Here is a 16419-nt window from a genome sequence, read left to right as displayed (position 1 = left end):
GCGCGAGCAAGGAGGTGATCGCACGGATTTTGAAGATTGGGGAAGTGTTCGAGTTGCCGACGCAGGCCACGGCCTTCAAGTAGGATCGCTCCCCATCCAATCAGGTCGCCACGCCCATCCGGGCGAGAGCGGCCTTTTGTCGTGAAGCGGTCCGACTGTGAGAACACGAAGCTTCTGCCCCGCGGGAGGACACTTCCGCGAGCTTGGGTGGCCGACCTAGCGTTTCCCTGAAGATTTCATGCAGTTTTCCTGACAGGAAAAATCAGAGATTTCCATGCACCCAGGCTTACCCGTGGATTTGGGCCCCGCCCTCATCCCGGCCGGTGCATCCCGATGTTGCCGGTGATGCAGGTAGGGCGCGTCCGTCCCGGCGCGCCGCCGGAGCATGATGTTTTGCATCCAGTGGGCGGCGGGCTGGGACAGGCCCGCCCTACCAACAACATCGGGATGCACGGCATCCCGGCGCACCCGCAAGTTGTCGGGGCGCGCCGTTCACGGCGCTTCCGCTCGCGCCAACCTGCCGCGGCGATCTCCTCCCGCTCCAGGACCCGCCCTGGGAGGAGGCCTTCGCTTCTGGCAGCACCCTCGCCCGTTGAACCTGCCCTGCCCCGTTGAAGACACGCCCTGAGGCGGCGTGAACGCCTCGCGTATCACCGACAACCTGTGGTTGCACGGAAATCCACGGATAAGGGAGTCGTTTACCCACGAATCCCACGAATCGCCCGGATGAAAACAGGCTTTCGGTCGGCTCGAGGAGAATCAGGATTGTCGCCCCCCCTGTGCAGGGACACCCGCAAGTCCGAAACGCCGTTTCCAGGACGACGCATCAACCCCCGGTTGGAGAGGGCCATTTTCTGGAACTCTCCCTGGCCATTAGCCTCCCGGCCCATGGTGCTCTTTGCGGCGTTGTCGTCACCCACCCTGTGCTCCAAGATTAGGGAGTCCATCATCCGAATCAGAAGCTTATGAAGACTCCCCGATTCCTTCCCTGGTTGTGCGTGGTCATGGCGTGGATCGCCTCTGTTGAATTCACTCCGGCAAACGCGGCTCCGAACGGAGCGGCGCTGGACGCTTCGCACGCATCCATTCAAGCCGCGATTGCGGTTCAAAACAAGGTCTCCCGGGAGTTGATGGCCCAGCCTGCCGTCCTGGGCACCGCGGTGGGAACGGATGAGGCAAACGAAATCGTTCTCATCGTTTACCTCGATCGCGAGAATCCCGGGCTTGCCGCGGCCGCGGGAGCCGTGCCCGTGCGGATGGGAGGGATGAACGTGAGGCTTGAAGTCACCGAAAAGTTTCGGGCGTTCGCCGGCCGTGGCGGCGGTGGAGGAGGTGGCGTCGGCGTCAGCCACAAGTCGAAACAGAATCCGCCCATTCAACTTGGAGTGTCTGGCGGCTGGCGCGACGATTTGGCCAACGGCTTTTGCTGCGGGGGAACACTGGGCGGCCTCATCCAAGTTCACGGCGTGGCCTACATTCTCAGCAACTACCACGTGTTCGAAGCGGACATCATTCCTGGAGGCAACGGCACATTTTCCGGCACGGGAGATCCGGTGATCCACCCCGGGCTCATCGACATTTCATGCAACGCGAGCGCGGCCCTGAACGTGGCGTCCCTGGTCAAACTTTCGGCCCTCCCCTCGGCCAACGTGGATTGTTCAATCGCCCAAGTCGTGCCCGGCATGGTCAGCGCCACGGGCTCCATCTTGCAAATCGGCACGCTGTCCTCCGCCACCCTCGCCCCCGCGCTCCGGCAAGGCGCCAAGAAGAGCGGACGCACCACGGGCTTGACCTCGAGCTCCATCGTCGGGCTCAACGCCAGCGTCACTATTGCCTACGAGAACGAATGCGCCGGCGGGCAGGCGTTCACCAAATGGTTCACGGGTTTGATCGTGATGAACAACAAGGGCAGCAGGTTTTTGAATTACGGGGATTCAGGGTCCATCATGGTCGAAAACACGGCAACGAATCCACGCGCGATCGGATTGCTCTTCGCCGGCAGCAGCTCCACGGCTCTGGCCCATCCGATGGACGAGGTCTTAACCCTCGTTGGCAGCCGGCTCGGCGGCATCGCCACCATGGTCGGGAACTGCGCGGATTCTTCCGAACGCCCCGCCGCTCCAGATGCCTAGGCCGCCTATTTCTTGCACGGGACGCCCGGTGAGGACACCGGGCTACAAACACAGAGGCAGGCGCGATTGTAGGCCGCGTGCCCTCACGCGGCGCACGGCCGCGGATTCAAGCTCAGGATGAATTCTCCTGGCTAGGCCGCCCGCCGGGCCATCGATACCGACGACTTCACCACCCGCAGCTTCATCTGGATCTCCTTGGCCACGTTGTTCTCCGAGCGCAACGCGTCCATCACCTCGTCTCGGCTGGCCCGGCCCGATTGAAGCTTGTCCATCCAGACGGGATCGAGTCCGTAATGAACCTGGGTCAATTCGAAATCAACGCCGTGGTAGAGGCCCAAGGGTGAGTTGGCGTTTCCATTCCTTGCCCAGTCACGGTTGAGGGACTGAGAGAATAACGCCATGCCCTCCGGGGTCACGGCCCGCACGTGGGTCGGATCATTCAGAAAATCGTCGTGCCTGGGATGAGGCACATGAATCTGCACCTCGGCCTCATGCACGCACACTCGGTAGAGTTCCTTGAATATCCCAATATAAGTGGTGCTGGACTCCCCCAAGTGTTCGAGCACGTGGTTGAGCACGACCTGGCTCACCGAGTTCGACTCCCAAGGCCACGGAAAAACTTCCAGATCGCAACGAACATCCGGCGTTCCAAACTTGTCCACGTTCACAAAGCCGGGAACCCGATTCTGTCCGCATCCCAAATTGAGTTTCAATACCTCGCCCATGGAGAGTTATCGGCGGGCGCGGCGCGGAAGTTGAGTTCCCCGTCCGGGCCAGTCCCGAGCCCGGCGACTCCTCGTCTCGGCACGCTTCAATTCAGGCCAGTCGCCTCGAAGTCCCCTACTCGACCAAATCCTTGGCGGACTGAAATTGCTTCTCCATGTGCCGGGCGATCGGCAGGGCCCGAACGAGCGCGTTTTGTTCAGTTTGCCCCGGAAAAGCCTTCATTTCCACGCGCAGCGCGGCCGCCGCGTCCCCATTCCGATCCCGGACCGGGATCGTGACCGTCACCTTGTTTCCGGTCTTGCCGTAATAAGGCACTCCCTTGGCCAGCACATCGGCCTCCACCGCGCCTCCGGATTCAGCCGGTCCTGCGTCTCCCGATGCCGCCAGCAAAACAATGCCTTCCGCCCCGGGTTGGCGTCCAAAAAGCTTCAAACTCATCACTCTCGGGTATTCATCGAGGGCGGCTTGGACCATTTTCTTCGCCAGAATCTCAACCGGCACATACAGAATCTTCGCGTCCAGGAAATGACTGACGGAGTCGGACTTGGTCCAAAAGCCAACTTTGCCATGGGCGAAGCTGTTGTCGGACATCTCCGGAATGATCTCCCTGCCGTTGAAGCTCACTCGAATCTTGTTCCCCGAGCAACTCACGGAAAGCTCGTGCCACACCTCGATCGGGATGGGCAAGGATGGACCGATGGGATCGCTGCGGACTCCATCCACGACTTTGTAGAATCGCACATTGTTGCCCAGGCCGCTGGCGCGGACGACGTAGAAGTTGCTCTCGTTCTGCCAGCGGAACACGATGCCCGCCATCTGTTCCATCACGCCTTGAACCAACTTGAACCGGGTGGAAAAAGTGAAATCCGTGAAGCGTTCCTCATCAAAGATCGCCTGCGGAAAACGCTCATCGGTAGGATCCTGCAAGGTCTGGCTCAACACGGCCCGCCGCACCATCCTCGGCCGGGTCGAGCCCAAGGTTCCCAGTTCAGCGGGCACGTCATCCAACACCACTTTCCATTCCGGCACTTTGCCTTTGCCGGTGAGCGTGGAACGAAACCCTGGAGGCAGCTTGCCGGCCGCAGTTTGTCCAAAATCGAAAAATCTTTCGGCGCCACAAACGTTCTGTTCCCACCCCGCAACCCAGCAGGCTAGGATCGCCATGAAGCGGAAGAATGCACGGTGACTCCTCCTGTGGTTCTGGAGCGGACAGCGCCGCCCGTCCTCGCCCGCAGGTGGATCAATCCCGTGCATTGGAATGGCCGATGTTCACGGTTCTTTCAGCAAGGGCCTTCGCGCGGCCCTAGTAGATCATGTGGCCCACGGTTCTCCCGGCCGGGATGAACGGCAGCACGTGCTCGGTGTAGGGCACAATGACATCCAAAAGGTACGGTTCCTTCGACTCCAGCATCCGAGTCATCGCGGCTCGGAGGTCCCGCTTGAACATCACCCGTTCACACGGAACATTAAATCCACGCGCGATGGCAAGGTAGTCCGGATAGATTTGCTTCATGTTTTCCGGATCTCCGAGATAGGTGTGCCCCCGGTTGCTCTTGTAAAAACGATCCTCCCACTGCACCACCATGCCCAAGTGCTGATTGTTCAAAATCAGAGCTTTGGCGGCGATCTTCTCAATATGAGCGGTCGCCAGTTCCTGCACGTTCATCAAAAAGGAACCGTCGCCGTCAATATCGACGACCTGCCGGTCAGGACATGCGACCTTGGCCCCCAAAGCGGCGGGGTATCCATATCCCATGGCGCCCAATCCCGCGCTGGTCAGCAACTGGCGTGGAAACTTGTAACGATAATACTGACCGGCCCACATTTGATGCTGCCCCACCCCGGTGGTGATAATCGCCTCCCCCCCGGTCAACTCGTAAAGCATCGCAATGGCCATTTGAGGCAAAATGACCTCGTCCGCACAGCCCTCCATATGGTCCCGCATGTGCTGAGACTTCAGGACCTCTTCCGTCACCCGGTAACCGAGCGGCGCCTTTTCCTTCCAATGCGCAATCTGCTTGTGCCACGCGGTGAATTTCTTCGTAAGCGGGCGCTTCTTCAGCATGGCGTTGAGCCGTTCCAGGGCGTAGCGAATGTCGCTCCGGACCGCCAGCTGGACCTTCCTGTTCTTGTTGAACTCGGAGGCATCAATGTCGATGTGAACGATCGTCCCCTTCTCACAAAACTTCTCGACCTTGCCGGTCACGCGGTCGTCGAAGCGCACCCCAAAGGCGAGCAACAAGTCCGCTCCAGGCACGGTCTGAGTCACCACCTCCTGGTCGCCGTTCTTCGTCACCTGCATCTCGCCGCTCACGGCCCAGTTCGCGTAGGCCGCGCCGTGCATGCCCAACCAGCGGAGAGAGAGTGGATGGGTTTCGGGGAAGGAGCCCACCCCCATGATGGTCGAAGTCACCGGAATTTGCGTGGCTTCAGCGAACTTGCGCAAAGCCTCGCTCGCCTCGCCACTGATGATCCCGCCCCCAACGTAGAGCACCGGGCGCTCCGCGGTGGAAATCAATCCAAGAATCTCGTTCAACACGTCATCATCCGCCTGCACTTCAGGGCGATAGCCTCGAAGGGACACTTCCTTCGGAAACACGGCCTGCACACGCTGCTGTTGAATGTTCTTCGGCACATCGACCACGACGGGTCCGGGACGGCCTGTCACCGCCACATGAAACGCTTCCTTGATCACGCGAGGAATGTCGTTCACGTCGGTGACGAGATAACTGTGCTTCACGATCGGCAGGGTCATGCCGAAGAAATCGGTCTCCTGAAACCCGCCCTTGCCAATCATCGACTGCGGCACCTGACCCGTGATGGCCACCACCGGGATCGAGTCCATGTAAGCATCCGCCAGTCCCGTGACCAAATTCGTCGCCCCAGGACCACTGGTGGCCATGCAAACGCCGGCCCTTCCAGTGGCCCGGGCGTAACCTTCCGCCGCGAATACGCCGCCTTGTTCATGGCGCGGTAGAATGGTGCGGATTTTCTTCGATCGCGTCAGGGCCTGATGGAATTCCATGGACGCTCCGCCTGGATAGGCGAAGATCGTGTCCACCCCTTCCCGCTCCAGGCATGCGACCAGGAGTTCAGAACCGAGCATGCTCTGGCTCAGGTCAGGGCTGGATTGGGGTCCACTTTTGCTTTTCAATGATTTGGCACTCGTCGGGCTCATAAAACACCTGCGTCTTGCTTTCGCGTTGGCTCCACCTAGGGCGGTCGAATCACCCTCGTGAAACAACAAAAAGCCCACGACCGGTCAGGCCGTGGGCTGTCGCTAAAGTCTCGTTCAGAAGCGGCAACCCAGGGCGCGGACGCATACGACGACCGCCAGCCCTGACTCTTCAACATTTCGCCGAGCCACACTGAACACGCCCAAGACGGTAGTGGCCTCCCCACGCAGGGTCAAGCATCCAATCCCGGCTTCACTTCTGGCCCGTCCGCTTGGGAGGTTCACCCACCAACGGCTGTGTGCTTCGCAAATAGCCAAACAAATCCCGCACTTGTTGATCGGTCATCCCGTCCAGCAATCCCTCGGGCATCAGCGACATGCCGGCAGCGCGAAACTCAGACAAATCTTCCCGGGCCAGGGTTACATTCTGCGCGTCCAGTCCACGCAGCGTGATGATCCTGCCGTCCTGCTCCACCAGGAACCCCGAAAGCGACCTTCCGTCCTTCGTCTCCACGGCATAGTTCTCGTATCCCTCCCGGATCTCCGCGCTCGGATTGATCACCGCCAGAAGCATGGACTCGATATCCGCCCGCGGGTGCGCGGTGAGATCGGGACCCGCCTCCGCTCCTTGCCCGAAGAGCCGGTGGCAGCCGGCGCAGGTGTTTTGGAACAACGTCCGGCCTTCGTAAGGATCTCCCATGCCTTCTCGAATGACTCCTTCAAGTCGGCGAATTCTGGCCTCCAACTCGGCATTGCCGGTCACGCCTCCACCCGGCCAGGACTTTTCGACCATCGCCTTGAGTTCAGGGTCGCGATGTTCCCTCAGTTTCCGAACGATGCCAGGAGGAATGGATTCTCGTTTGAGAGCCGGGCCAGGCCAGGACGATTGGGGCTGCTTCTGAATGGCCAGCATCAACTTCCTGCTCCAGACGGGACGGCTCGCGAGCAGCGTCTGCGCGGACGCCAGCGATTCTTTCCCCAGGGCAGAGTAAGCTTCCAGAACCACATCCGCCACTGCGGGGTCCTCGTAATTCCGCAACGCCGCCAGGATGGCCTTGCGCAGGGCATCGTCTTTGTAAACCCCACGATAGGCTCGACTCAAAGCGGGCACGGCCCCGGCCACCTTGATCTCGCTCATCACACCCAGGTATTCCAAGCGTTCCTCCCGGGATGCCGTCTCATCCGCCACCACCCGCAGCGCCTTTCTCACCGCTTGCGCATCCCCTTGCCGTAGGCCAAACGGCGTGGTGCCCGTGGCATGCCGGGACATGGCGCGCGTCAAGGCCTCGGGCAACCCGCCCAAAGTCCTCCCTTTGAATGCCGCTTCGAATCCCGACATCAGCTTGCGACTGTGTGAAGGACCCGGCGACAATTCAAAAAGCCGCGTCGCTGCCTCCCAGTCACGGCGGGTGCCGCTCTGGGCAAATCGCCGCATCACCCGGTCGAGAAGATGAGTTTCGACAAGCGGATGCGACCAAAAGGAGGCTTCCTCGAAGAGCCGGACAATGTCCTCCTGATGCGCTCCGGCTTGCCCCTCGATCGCCCACCAAATCATCAAAGGCTGGCGAGGGTCCTTGACGTCCTCGGACCGTTGCGCCAGCGCCTTTGCCAAGGTTAATCCCTGGCGGGCGGGCAACCGCTTCGCCGTGGAGGCCAACTGCACTCGAACGTCCAGGCTTGGGTCTGTCTGTGCCAGGGAGGTCAAACGCGCTGACAGCTCGTCGCTCAACATTCGGCCATCCCCGAGCAACCGGACCGTCCACCACCGGGCTTGCGCATCCGGATGATCCAGCCAGGCGGCTGCTTGACCAGGTGTCAATCCGCCGGCCTGATGCCGCGCCCACAAAGTCTCCAAAACTCTCTTCCCTCTCCCCTCAGCCTCTGACCTCGTCAGCTCCGCGTTCACTTGGCTCGCTTCCCGATCTGCCAGCAAGCGCAAGGAGGTCTGGCGGACCCATCGATTCGCATCGCTCAACTTCTCCACCAACTCGCGCGTGGAAAGCGCGCCCAGATTCAACGGCTTGCGCGCGACAGCCCCTTTCGCCTTGAGCCGGTAAATCCGTCCGTTCGAAACATCGATGCGGCCCTCGTGATTGCGGAAGTGATTGACCTGTTGATCGTACCAATCGCAGACATAAAGCGCTCCGTCGGGCCCCCCTTTGATGTCAACCGGACGGAACCAACGGTCCTCGCTGACCACCGGACGCGAGAGATCCCGGGTGCGGAAAGTCGAGCCCACCGGAGTCAACTCGCTCTCGACGATTCTTCCCTGGATGGGCTCCACACCGAACAACTTCCCTTGATAACGACTCGGGAATGACCCGTGGTCATAAATCACAAAATTGTGAGTGAAACGAGGAACCCGGTCATGGGCCATCGGGGGGAAATAGCCAAACGCATAGGGATTCGACAAGGGACCGTGCTTCTCGAATCCCTTCTGCAAATAACCGCCTTGCACGTAGTGAAACCCGCGTGTGTCGCCCCCGTTGTGTCCGGAAAAAATCCGACCCTCGCTGTCTATCTCGCAGCCGAAAGCGTTGCCCCCGCCCTCCGCGAACACTTCATAAAGCCGCTTCTCGGGATGATAACGCCAAATGTTCTGCCCCTGGGAATACACCGGCTTCGGATGCAACGGCACACCATCCGGCCCATGCACGAGCACGTTGGCGGTAACAGTGCTGCCTTGGGCGCCATACAGCCAGCCGTCCGGCCCCCATCGCAGCGAGTTCACAACGCTATGAGTGTCTTCCAGTCCGAAGCCCGAGAGTCGAACCTCGGGGTCGCGGTCAGGCACGTCATCTCCGTTCGCCTCCGGATAGAACAAGAGGTAAGGTGGATTCAACACCCACACTCCGCCCCGACCCCGTTCGACGGCGGTGACAATGTTCAAGCCGTCCACGAAGATCTTGTGCTTCTCGAACGTGCCGTCCCCATCCCCGTCTTCATGGATGCTGATGCGGTCCGCGCCCTTGAAGTGACGAGGCGGAGGCGGAGGCACTTTGTCGTACACCGCCCTCCATACACTGTCCCGACTCAGCATCTTCAGCCCGGCGGGCATCGGGTACTGGCGAAACTCGACCACCCACATTCTTCCCCGCTCGTCGAAGTTCAAAAAAACGGGCTGCCGAATTTCCGGCTCCGACAGGACCTGTTCCCACTCCAAATCGTCGGCCACCTTGAACCTCCGGGCTGCCTCAACCGGGCTCAACGCGTCCGCCCTGGCATCTTGAGGCAGGTCCAAGGCTTGATAAGTGGTCGCACTGACGGAGGCCGCGGGCGCAGGCGCGGGAGCCGCGGTCGCGGCAGGGCGAGGCGCCTCGGGCTGTCCTCCCCCAGCCAAGGATGCCATCTTGTATTCGGCGGGGGGAATGGGTTGGTGCAAACACCACAGAATGCCGTTGAGCAGCAAGCGGCGGAAAGCCGTGAGTTGGAAATCTTCCGCATTGCCCAGCGAGGTGTAAAACGCGCGCCGATCCCCGGCGGTGTTCACCCAGGCCACGGGCTCAGGTTGGTCGGTCCCCTCCACAACGCCGCGGAGCAATACCACCGTCTCCGGTCCCATCTCGGCATATTTATACAAGTGGGAGGTCACTCGAAACTCCGCAGGTTCGACACCGCGTAACCCAAAGTGGCCGGATGCATCCGATGCGCGTCGCACCACGGTATGGGCTCCAGCGGGAGGTTTGTTGCCGTAATGCCCCTTGTAAGCGCCCCCCAAAACCTCGCGATCAAATCCAGTCCAGGCGGCATAGCCTTCCCCCGCAGTTTTCGCGTCGAAGGCGTGACTCGCCGTCCGCAGCCCGACCACCGGCTTTCCGGCGGCGACATGCGCACGCAGTAAATCAAGCATGGCCTTGGACGGTGTCCGGCGCCGCACACTGACCACCACCAAATCCGCCTGCCTCAGTGCCTCAATGTTCCGAAATTCAGGATCCCCTTCCTTCGGTGATCCCATCACATAATCGACGTCGAATCCCCTCCAAACCAAATCGCGTTTGGCGAACGCAGGCAGGGTTTGCTCCGTCTGATACTCGTTCTCCGCGATCACCATCGCGATGCGTTGGCGGCGATCTTCCTGGAAGCGGAACGGCTCGCCGCCGATGAAATCGACGCTCGTGATGCTGGGGCACCAGTACTGCTCGATATGTTCCACCACCATTTCCGTCCCGCGCACATGCGAGACGTAGGGAGCCTTACGATGGTGATACATAGAATCGGTCATGTCGCGCATCAGCACCACGTTCTGCCCCTGCGCCACCATTTGCCGGATGGCAAAGGGCCGCCCCAGCACGCACATGTTCACATGCACCCCCATCACGATGACATTGGTGATCCCGCGCTGTCGCATGAGATAGAAGGCCTCGACCGAATCCGTGATCGCGTCGCCGTCCTCGATCCGCAACCCCGGATGCTGCCGGGACCAGGCACGGTATCCGGGGCACTCGGGACAACCGTCACAGCCTCCGTCCGAATCGTCGATCGGCAGCGGCGGTTCCTTCACCCCATTCAACGAACACCAGCCTTGCAGGGGGACCTTCGTCTCCACCTTGGGCGCTTGCTGCGCCAACCGGCGACCGGGATGATCCTTGTAAAACTCCATGGTGTCGCTGGGACAATGGATGATCAGCATGCCCAACCGCCTTGCCGCGGCCAGGACGCGGTCCATGCGCGGCGCCATTTCACCCACGCGAGTGGTGGCGTCCGGACAATGATGCCGGTCCCACATGTCGCACACCACAACCGCCGTGCGCGCGGCGTCCCATCGCAATTCCTTTTCGAGCACCCGCGTCTCCGTCGATTCGGCCTGGATGCGCTCCCGTGAACGGGCTCGCAGGGTCACGGATTCCGCCTGAAGAAAGTCCGGCGACAGGCCAAGCAGCCAGGCCAAGCCGAGGCCAACGCGCAAACAACAAAGGGTCATGACTCTGGCTACGATAAATTCGACGACTAGGCAACTCGCAAGATGCGCCGCCCGCGCATTCCCGTGTATTCCGATGTTGTTGGTAGGGCGGGCCTGTCCCAGCCCGCCGCCCGCGCATTCCGGCGCACCCGCAAATTGTCGGAGCGCGCCGTTCACGGCGCTTACGCTCGCGCCAACCTGCCGCGGCGATCTCCTCCCGCTCCATGGCCCGCCCTGGGTAAATGCCTTCGCCCTGGCAGCACCCTTGCCCGTTGAACCTGCCCTGCCCCTTTGAAGACACGCCTTGAAGCGGCGTGAACGCTGCGCCCCGGCGCTGCCGCGCGCATCACCGACAACCTGTGAATGCGCCGGCCCCAATTCCGGCCAGAGCCGGTGAGTAAGCGATTGTGCAGATGAAGACAGTGCTTCATAATCTTCTCATGAAAGCACCCTCCCAACCGCCGGTTAGGACAACCGCCGCAAAGCCGGGCTTATCACGCCGCTCCGCCCTCAAGGCAGCCGGACTCGTCACGAGCTCGGCTTCCCTGGCGCCGATGGCTCATGCCCAGAAACCCCGTGCGGAGGCCGACTCCCGGTTTCGCATCCGGCACGGACGCATTCGTCAATCGATCATGGGCTGGACCTTCAACCCCATGCCTACCCCCGAACTGGCCAAGCTGTGCAAGGAGATCGGATTCGCAGCCATGGAGGGCATCGACCGGCAACATTACCCTCTGGTGAGGGAGCTCGGGATGGAGATCTCGCTGGTGGGCAGCCACGGGTTTGCCAAAGGCCCTTTCAACCGCGCCCATCATGCGGCGGTCATTCAATCCCTCCGCGAAGGCATCGACACGGCGGTTCAATTCGGCGCCAAGAAGGTCATTACTTTCACGGGCATGCGGGAGGCGGGCATCAGCGATGAAGAGGGGGCGAAAAACTGTGTCGATTGCTGGAAACAGGTCGTGGGCTACGCCGAGAGCAAGGGCATCATCCTTTGTCTTGAGCACCTCAATACCCGCGACGACACCCACCCCATGAAGGGGCATCCCGGTTATTTCGGCGATGACGTCGATCGGTGTGTGGACTTGATCCAGAAGGTCGGCTCGCCAAACTTGAAACTCCTCTTCGATATCTACCATGTGCAAATCATGCACGGCGACGTCATCCGGCGATTGAAAAGGATCAAAGAGTACATCGCGCATTACCATACCGCCGGAGTTCCGGGCCGGGCCGAACTGGATGAGACGCAGGAAGTGAATTATCCCGCGGTCATGAAGGCCATTTTGGAAACCGGCTACGATGGCTTCGTGGCCCAGGAGTTCCTCCCCACCTGGCCCGACCGTGCCTTTGCCCTCCGACACGCCGCGCAGGTCTGCGATGTCTGAGGAACGGCACTTCCTCGTTACCGGCGCCAACGGTTTCATCGGCACCCGGCTCGTGCATGAGCTCATTCGGCGCCGTGGCGCCGGCTCCATCTGGGCCTTGATGGGGCCTGGAAGCTCCGGCAGCACCACCGCCAGGGAATTCGAACGCCTGGGAGTTCGCATCCTCGACGCGGACCTGATGGGCTCTTTGCCCCCCCGGCCGGAAGTGCCGGCATTTCAAACCGTCTTTCACCTCGCCGCTCACGCCGCAACGGAGGAAGTGGATGGCGCGTTCGAAATCAACAGCGAAGGCACCCGTCGACTCCTCGATTGGCTGGGTCCATCACTCCGTCACGCACGGATCATCCACACCGGCACGCTCGCGAGCATGGATCGAAAAACACGGCAAGGCCCCGCCTCCGAATCGAATTCCTTCGAATCGATCACCCCCTACGGCCAGACCAAGATGGAAGGGGAAGGCTGGATTCAGCGCCTCGCGCCGTCCTTGGGATACACCTTCACGATTGTCCGGCTCTGCACGGTGATCGGACCCGGTTTCCGTTCTGGAGGGATGTTTGCCGTCTTCCCCAAACTCCTGGCCCGAGGAGCCTGGTCCACACGCCTCGCCTGGCCGGGACACGCCTCTTTTCTCCACGTGGAAGACGCCGCGCGCCTGCTGGTCGAACTCGCGGAGGCCCCCGCACATGCCGGGCAGATTTATCTCGCCAGCAATGGCGAGGCGATCACCTTCGATCATTTACTGTCCGGCATCGCGGCAAGATTGAACGTTCCCAGGGGGTCCATCCATCCTCCGGCCCCCTTCTGGGACGTGCTGCATCGAGTGTCCGAGCGAGCGTCCCGAATGGGATGGATCCCGGCTCGGGCTCGAATTTTTTTCTGGCGTGTGGCCAAGCTTTGCTCCGACGGTCTCAGTGTCGATTCCACCAAGCTCCATCGAGCGCAGCCCATGCAGTATCGGAGCGTTGCGCAGGCATTGGACGAAATCTATGGCAAACCCCGATTCTAAACTCCCCTGGCCCATCGGCCCCGGGCGCCTGGCCTTGGCGCTGGTCCTGGTCGCGGCGGGATTGTTTTGGCCCTCGCTCTCCTTCGATTTCGTCAACTACGACGATCCCGTCTTCGTCACCCAAAATGAGCTCGTGCGAGGCGGATTGACGTGGAAAGGCATTCAGAGCGCCTTCACCTCCCTCTACATTTATTGGCAGCCGCTGACATGGATTTCCTACATGCTGGATTTCGAGCTCGCGGGTGGCTCGGCCCGCGCTTTCAAACTGACCAACCTGCTCCTGCATCTGGCGAGTTCGGTTCTTCTCTTTCACGCCCTGCGGTTGATGACCGGCGCGTTGTGGCGTTCCGCCATCGTCGCCGCGCTGTTCGCCATCCACCCGCTGCACGTTGAAACGGTGGCGTGGATTTCGGAACGCAAAGGCGTGCTCTGCGGTTTCTTTTTCCACCTTTGCCTCTGCCTCTACGCCCGGCACGCCTTGCGTCCACGCTGGACCACGGGATTGGCGTTCACGGCCGCCTTTGCCTTCAGTTTGATGGCCAAATCGCTTTCGATCATGCTGCCTTGTCTCCTCTTGTTGCTCGACGTGTGGCCATTGCGACGATTGGCGGCCCGGGGAAACTCGCCCGCCAATCCCAAGCCCGAGAATCCAGGGAACTTCCCGGCACTCCCCCTCGGAAAGCTGTTGCTCGAAAAGCTGCCCTGCTTCCTCCTGGCGGCAGGATCCGCGATCCTCACGATCCAAGCGCAAAAGCGCATGGGCGCCGTGATGGGGGTTGAAGTCTATTCTCTCATGGATCGCGCCGCGATTGCCCTGACTTCGTACACCGCCTATCTCCGGAAATTTTTTGTTCCGAATGATTTGGCCGTGTTCTATCCCAATCCGGGCCAGTGGCCCTTGATCGATGTGGCCATTGCCACGCTGCTGATGCTCGGCCTCAGCGGTTGGAGCCTCGCCCGGTGGCGGCACAGCCCATTCCTCGCCACCGGCTGGTTCTGGTTCGTCGCCCTGATTCTGCCGGTGAGCGGACTCTTGCAAACCGGCGAACAGGTGATGGCCGATCGTTACACCTACCTCGCCCTGACCGGCCTCGGTGTCTATGTCGTCTGGGCCGGGGCGGAGTTCCTTTCGGCCCTTCGCGCTCCCATGGCGGTGGGAGCGGGAATCGCGGCCTGCGCGCTCGCCTTCTGCGCCCTGTCCAGCAAGCACCAGCTCGCCACCTGGCGATCCACCCAAGCTCTCTTCTCGCATGCCCACGAGGTCACGCGCAACAACTACCTCGCCGACACCGTGCTGGGATCCATTCTCACGGAAGAAGGACGACATCAAGAGGCGCTCGCTCACTTCGAGTCCGCGCTCAAGGTCCAACCTCGCTATGCGGAAACGCATTACCGCATGGCGCTCGCGTTGACCGCCATGAAACGTTATCCAGATGCCCTCGCGCGCTTCCAGCAGGCCTTGTCGGTCGATCCCCGGAACCCCGACATCCTTGCGGGCCTCGCCGCCGCTCAACGCCAATCCGGCGATCTTGCTTCCGCATCTGCGACCTACCGCCGGGCTCTCGAAGGCCGCCCGCAATCGCAACCGCTTCGGCAGGCCCTCGCCCTCCTGCTTCATCAACAAGGGAACTACACGGACGCGCTGGCCGAATATCGCCAACTCATCAAAATCAACCCTCATCATCCAGAATGGCGAAACAATCTTGCCTGGGTGCTGGCTACGCACGAATCCGCGGAATTCCGGAATGGTGCGGAGGCGGTCGCGCTGGCCGAAGGCGCGGTGCAACAAACGTCGCGGAAAGTGGCCGTGCTGTTGGGAACTCTGGCGGCAGCCTATGCAGAAGCCGGACGCTTCGAGGACGCCGTGTCCACCGCGGACGAAGCACGCCGCGTGGCCGAAGCTTCCCATCAACCCGAAGTGGCCCGCCGCAACACCGAACTGCGCGAGCATTACCGAAACCGCAAACCCTGGCGTGAAAAGCAACCCTGACTCGGGAAATGACCACCCTCGAGAACCGCTCGCGAGAGCCGAAAAAATGACCGGGATGGTGATCGTTCCGAGTCAGCGCTGAAAAAGCGTCGCTCGCACTGCTGGGTCGCGCTGCGCCAATGCTTCCGGGTAAAGTTGGATGAGCAGCAGGCGGGCAAGGCAGATTCTTGACGCACTCTTCACAATAACCGGCTCACTTCAAGCAGCTGACGAGACTGCCAAAAACCGTGCGCCACCCGCTTTAAGCATCGCAGCCTTCAATGTGGCGCGCGTCTTCATTGCCTTTCGGCTCGGTGCGCGCGCGGCGCCCATTCGCGGAACAACCTGTCCAGCAAGGGCGCCGACATGCGCCAGGTCATGAGGTCATTTTCACAGCCATCTGGATCTGTCCATGGCCTGACCTGCGACGAAGTAATTCTGCGAAACCCACTGGCTTGCCGCAAGATATGTCTCAGGTCATGAGGTCCGGTGTTTTCGCCGCGGGCGGCTCGCGACCCGAAGGACTCGAGCAGGTTCAGACGAGGTAGCATACGGCTTTCTCCGAGCAAACCATGGTGCCCGCAGTGAGGGTCTCCCGGGCGGAACGGGCGTCGATCTTGTAGGCGACGACGCGGTCTTCTTTTACATCGATCTCCTCGAGAAGCTTGAGCCAGAAGTCGCTGAATTCGTCCTCCTCCAGGCGGCACTCGAAGAGGCTGTATTGCACGCGCACCCCGTAGTCCTCACAGACGTGGGCAACGCGGGTCAAGCGCCTGGCGTCACAGATATCGTAAGCGACGAGAATCAGCATTTGCTTGTCGCCTGGGGGTGAGCTCGCGTAGGGCACCGACGCGAACGCTTCTTGCCACCAGGAGTTCATGGGTCGGATTCAGTTCATCAAGAAGGGTTCGAACTTCACTGCGTCTTCCAGCGCCGCCTTGAACATGACGGCTTGTTGTTCCAGTTGCTGGCGCAGCGTGGTGCGGTGCCCGGCGGCTTCACTGAGAAACTGACGCTCCATGCGACGCTCGTATTGAAGAAAGAACTTCTTGCGCCCGTCTTCGTTGAGATAAACGCCACCGTTTTTCGCTTCGAAATGGGACGCATTCAGGATTTGGTGGCTGAA

Annotated in this window: 10 protein-coding genes; 5 read left to right on the top strand and 5 right to left on the bottom strand. The window is 61.0% G+C overall.

Features of this window, described 5'->3' with window-relative positions:
* Positions 1-333 precede the first annotated feature (333 nt).
* The gene (locus FJ404_17115; protein ID MBM3824579.1) at positions 334-615 is read left to right on the top strand and encodes a hypothetical protein; all 282 of its coding nucleotides are present in this window, start codon (positions 334-336) and stop codon (positions 613-615) included.
* A 350-nt stretch (positions 616-965) separates the two neighbouring features.
* On the top strand, positions 966-2132 hold the full coding sequence (locus FJ404_17110; protein MBM3824578.1) for a hypothetical protein: 1167 nt from the start codon (positions 966-968) through the stop codon (positions 2130-2132).
* Positions 2133-2263: 131 nt separating this feature from the next.
* Here FJ404_17110 and FJ404_17105 read toward each other — a convergent pair whose 3' ends face one another.
* From FJ404_17105 to FJ404_17090, 4 genes are all read right to left on the bottom strand, one after another.
* The gene (locus FJ404_17105) at positions 2264-2857 is read right to left on the bottom strand and encodes a hypothetical protein (GenBank protein ID MBM3824577.1); all 594 of its coding nucleotides are present in this window, start codon (positions 2855-2857) and stop codon (positions 2264-2266) included.
* A 115-nt stretch (positions 2858-2972) separates the two neighbouring features.
* Complete coding sequence (locus tag FJ404_17100) at positions 2973-4022, bottom strand: hypothetical protein (GenBank protein MBM3824576.1); 1050 nt, start codon at positions 4020-4022, stop codon at positions 2973-2975.
* 139 nt (positions 4023-4161) lie between these two features.
* Entirely contained in the window at positions 4162-5964 is a 1803-nt protein-coding gene (ilvB, locus tag FJ404_17095; GenBank protein ID MBM3824575.1) for a biosynthetic-type acetolactate synthase large subunit, read from the bottom strand.
* 322 nt (positions 5965-6286) lie between these two features.
* Positions 6287-11110: a c-type cytochrome gene (locus FJ404_17090; protein MBM3824574.1), complete on the bottom strand. Its 4824-nt coding sequence runs from the start codon at positions 11108-11110 to the stop codon at positions 6287-6289.
* Positions 11111-11565: 455 nt separating this feature from the next.
* On the opposite strand from FJ404_17090, the gene FJ404_17085 reads away from it, so the two are divergent.
* From FJ404_17085 to FJ404_17075, 3 genes are read left to right on the top strand one after another with little or no spacing between them, the layout of a single operon-like run.
* Positions 11566-12318 carry a TIM barrel protein gene (locus tag FJ404_17085; protein MBM3824573.1) on the top strand — a complete coding sequence of 251 codons (753 nt, stop codon included), beginning with the start codon at positions 11566-11568 and terminating at the stop codon, positions 12316-12318.
* Complete coding sequence (locus tag FJ404_17080; protein MBM3824572.1) at positions 12233-13324, top strand: NAD(P)-dependent oxidoreductase; 1092 nt, start codon at positions 12233-12235, stop codon at positions 13322-13324. The genes FJ404_17085 and FJ404_17080 overlap by 86 nt, the downstream gene beginning before the upstream one ends.
* Positions 13305-15314 (top strand): tetratricopeptide repeat protein, encoded by a 2010-nt coding sequence (locus FJ404_17075; protein ID MBM3824571.1) that lies wholly within the window; start codon positions 13305-13307, stop codon positions 15312-15314. The genes FJ404_17080 and FJ404_17075 overlap by 20 nt, the downstream gene beginning before the upstream one ends.
* Positions 15315-15828: 514 nt before the next feature.
* Here FJ404_17075 and cas2 read toward each other — a convergent pair.
* Positions 15829-16098, bottom strand: coding sequence for a CRISPR-associated endonuclease Cas2 (gene cas2 / locus FJ404_17070; protein ID MBM3824570.1), 270 nt, complete (start codon positions 16096-16098; stop codon positions 15829-15831).
* Positions 16099-16419: the final 321 nt, after the last annotated feature.

The sequence above is a fragment of the Verrucomicrobiota bacterium genome, assembly GCA_016871495.1.
GTDB lineage: Bacteria > Verrucomicrobiota > Verrucomicrobiia > Limisphaerales > VHDF01 > VHDF01.
This window is presented reverse-complemented; position numbering and strand designations above follow the sequence as displayed.

What these genes read in the sequence shown, in the direction of transcription:
- FJ404_17115 (MBM3824579.1), top strand. Translation starts at nt 334, where the DNA reads ATGTTGCCGGTGATGCAGGTAGGGCGCGTCCGTCCCGGCGCGCCGCCG.
- FJ404_17110 (MBM3824578.1), top strand. Translation starts at nt 966, where the DNA reads ATGAAGACTCCCCGATTCCTTCCCTGGTTGTGCGTGGTCATGGCGTGG.
- FJ404_17105 (MBM3824577.1), bottom strand. Translation starts at nt 2,857, where the DNA reads ATGGGCGAGGTATTGAAACTCAATTTGGGATGCGGACAGAATCGGGTT.
- FJ404_17100 (MBM3824576.1), bottom strand. Translation starts at nt 4,022, where the DNA reads ATGGCGATCCTAGCCTGCTGGGTTGCGGGGTGGGAACAGAACGTTTGT.
- ilvB (MBM3824575.1), bottom strand. Translation starts at nt 5,964, where the DNA reads ATGCTCGGTTCTGAACTCCTGGTCGCATGCCTGGAGCGGGAAGGGGTG.
- FJ404_17085 (MBM3824573.1), top strand. Translation starts at nt 11,566, where the DNA reads ATGGGCTGGACCTTCAACCCCATGCCTACCCCCGAACTGGCCAAGCTG.
- FJ404_17080 (MBM3824572.1), top strand. Translation starts at nt 12,233, where the DNA reads ATGGCTTCGTGGCCCAGGAGTTCCTCCCCACCTGGCCCGACCGTGCCT.
- FJ404_17075 (MBM3824571.1), top strand. Translation starts at nt 13,305, where the DNA reads ATGGCAAACCCCGATTCTAAACTCCCCTGGCCCATCGGCCCCGGGCGC.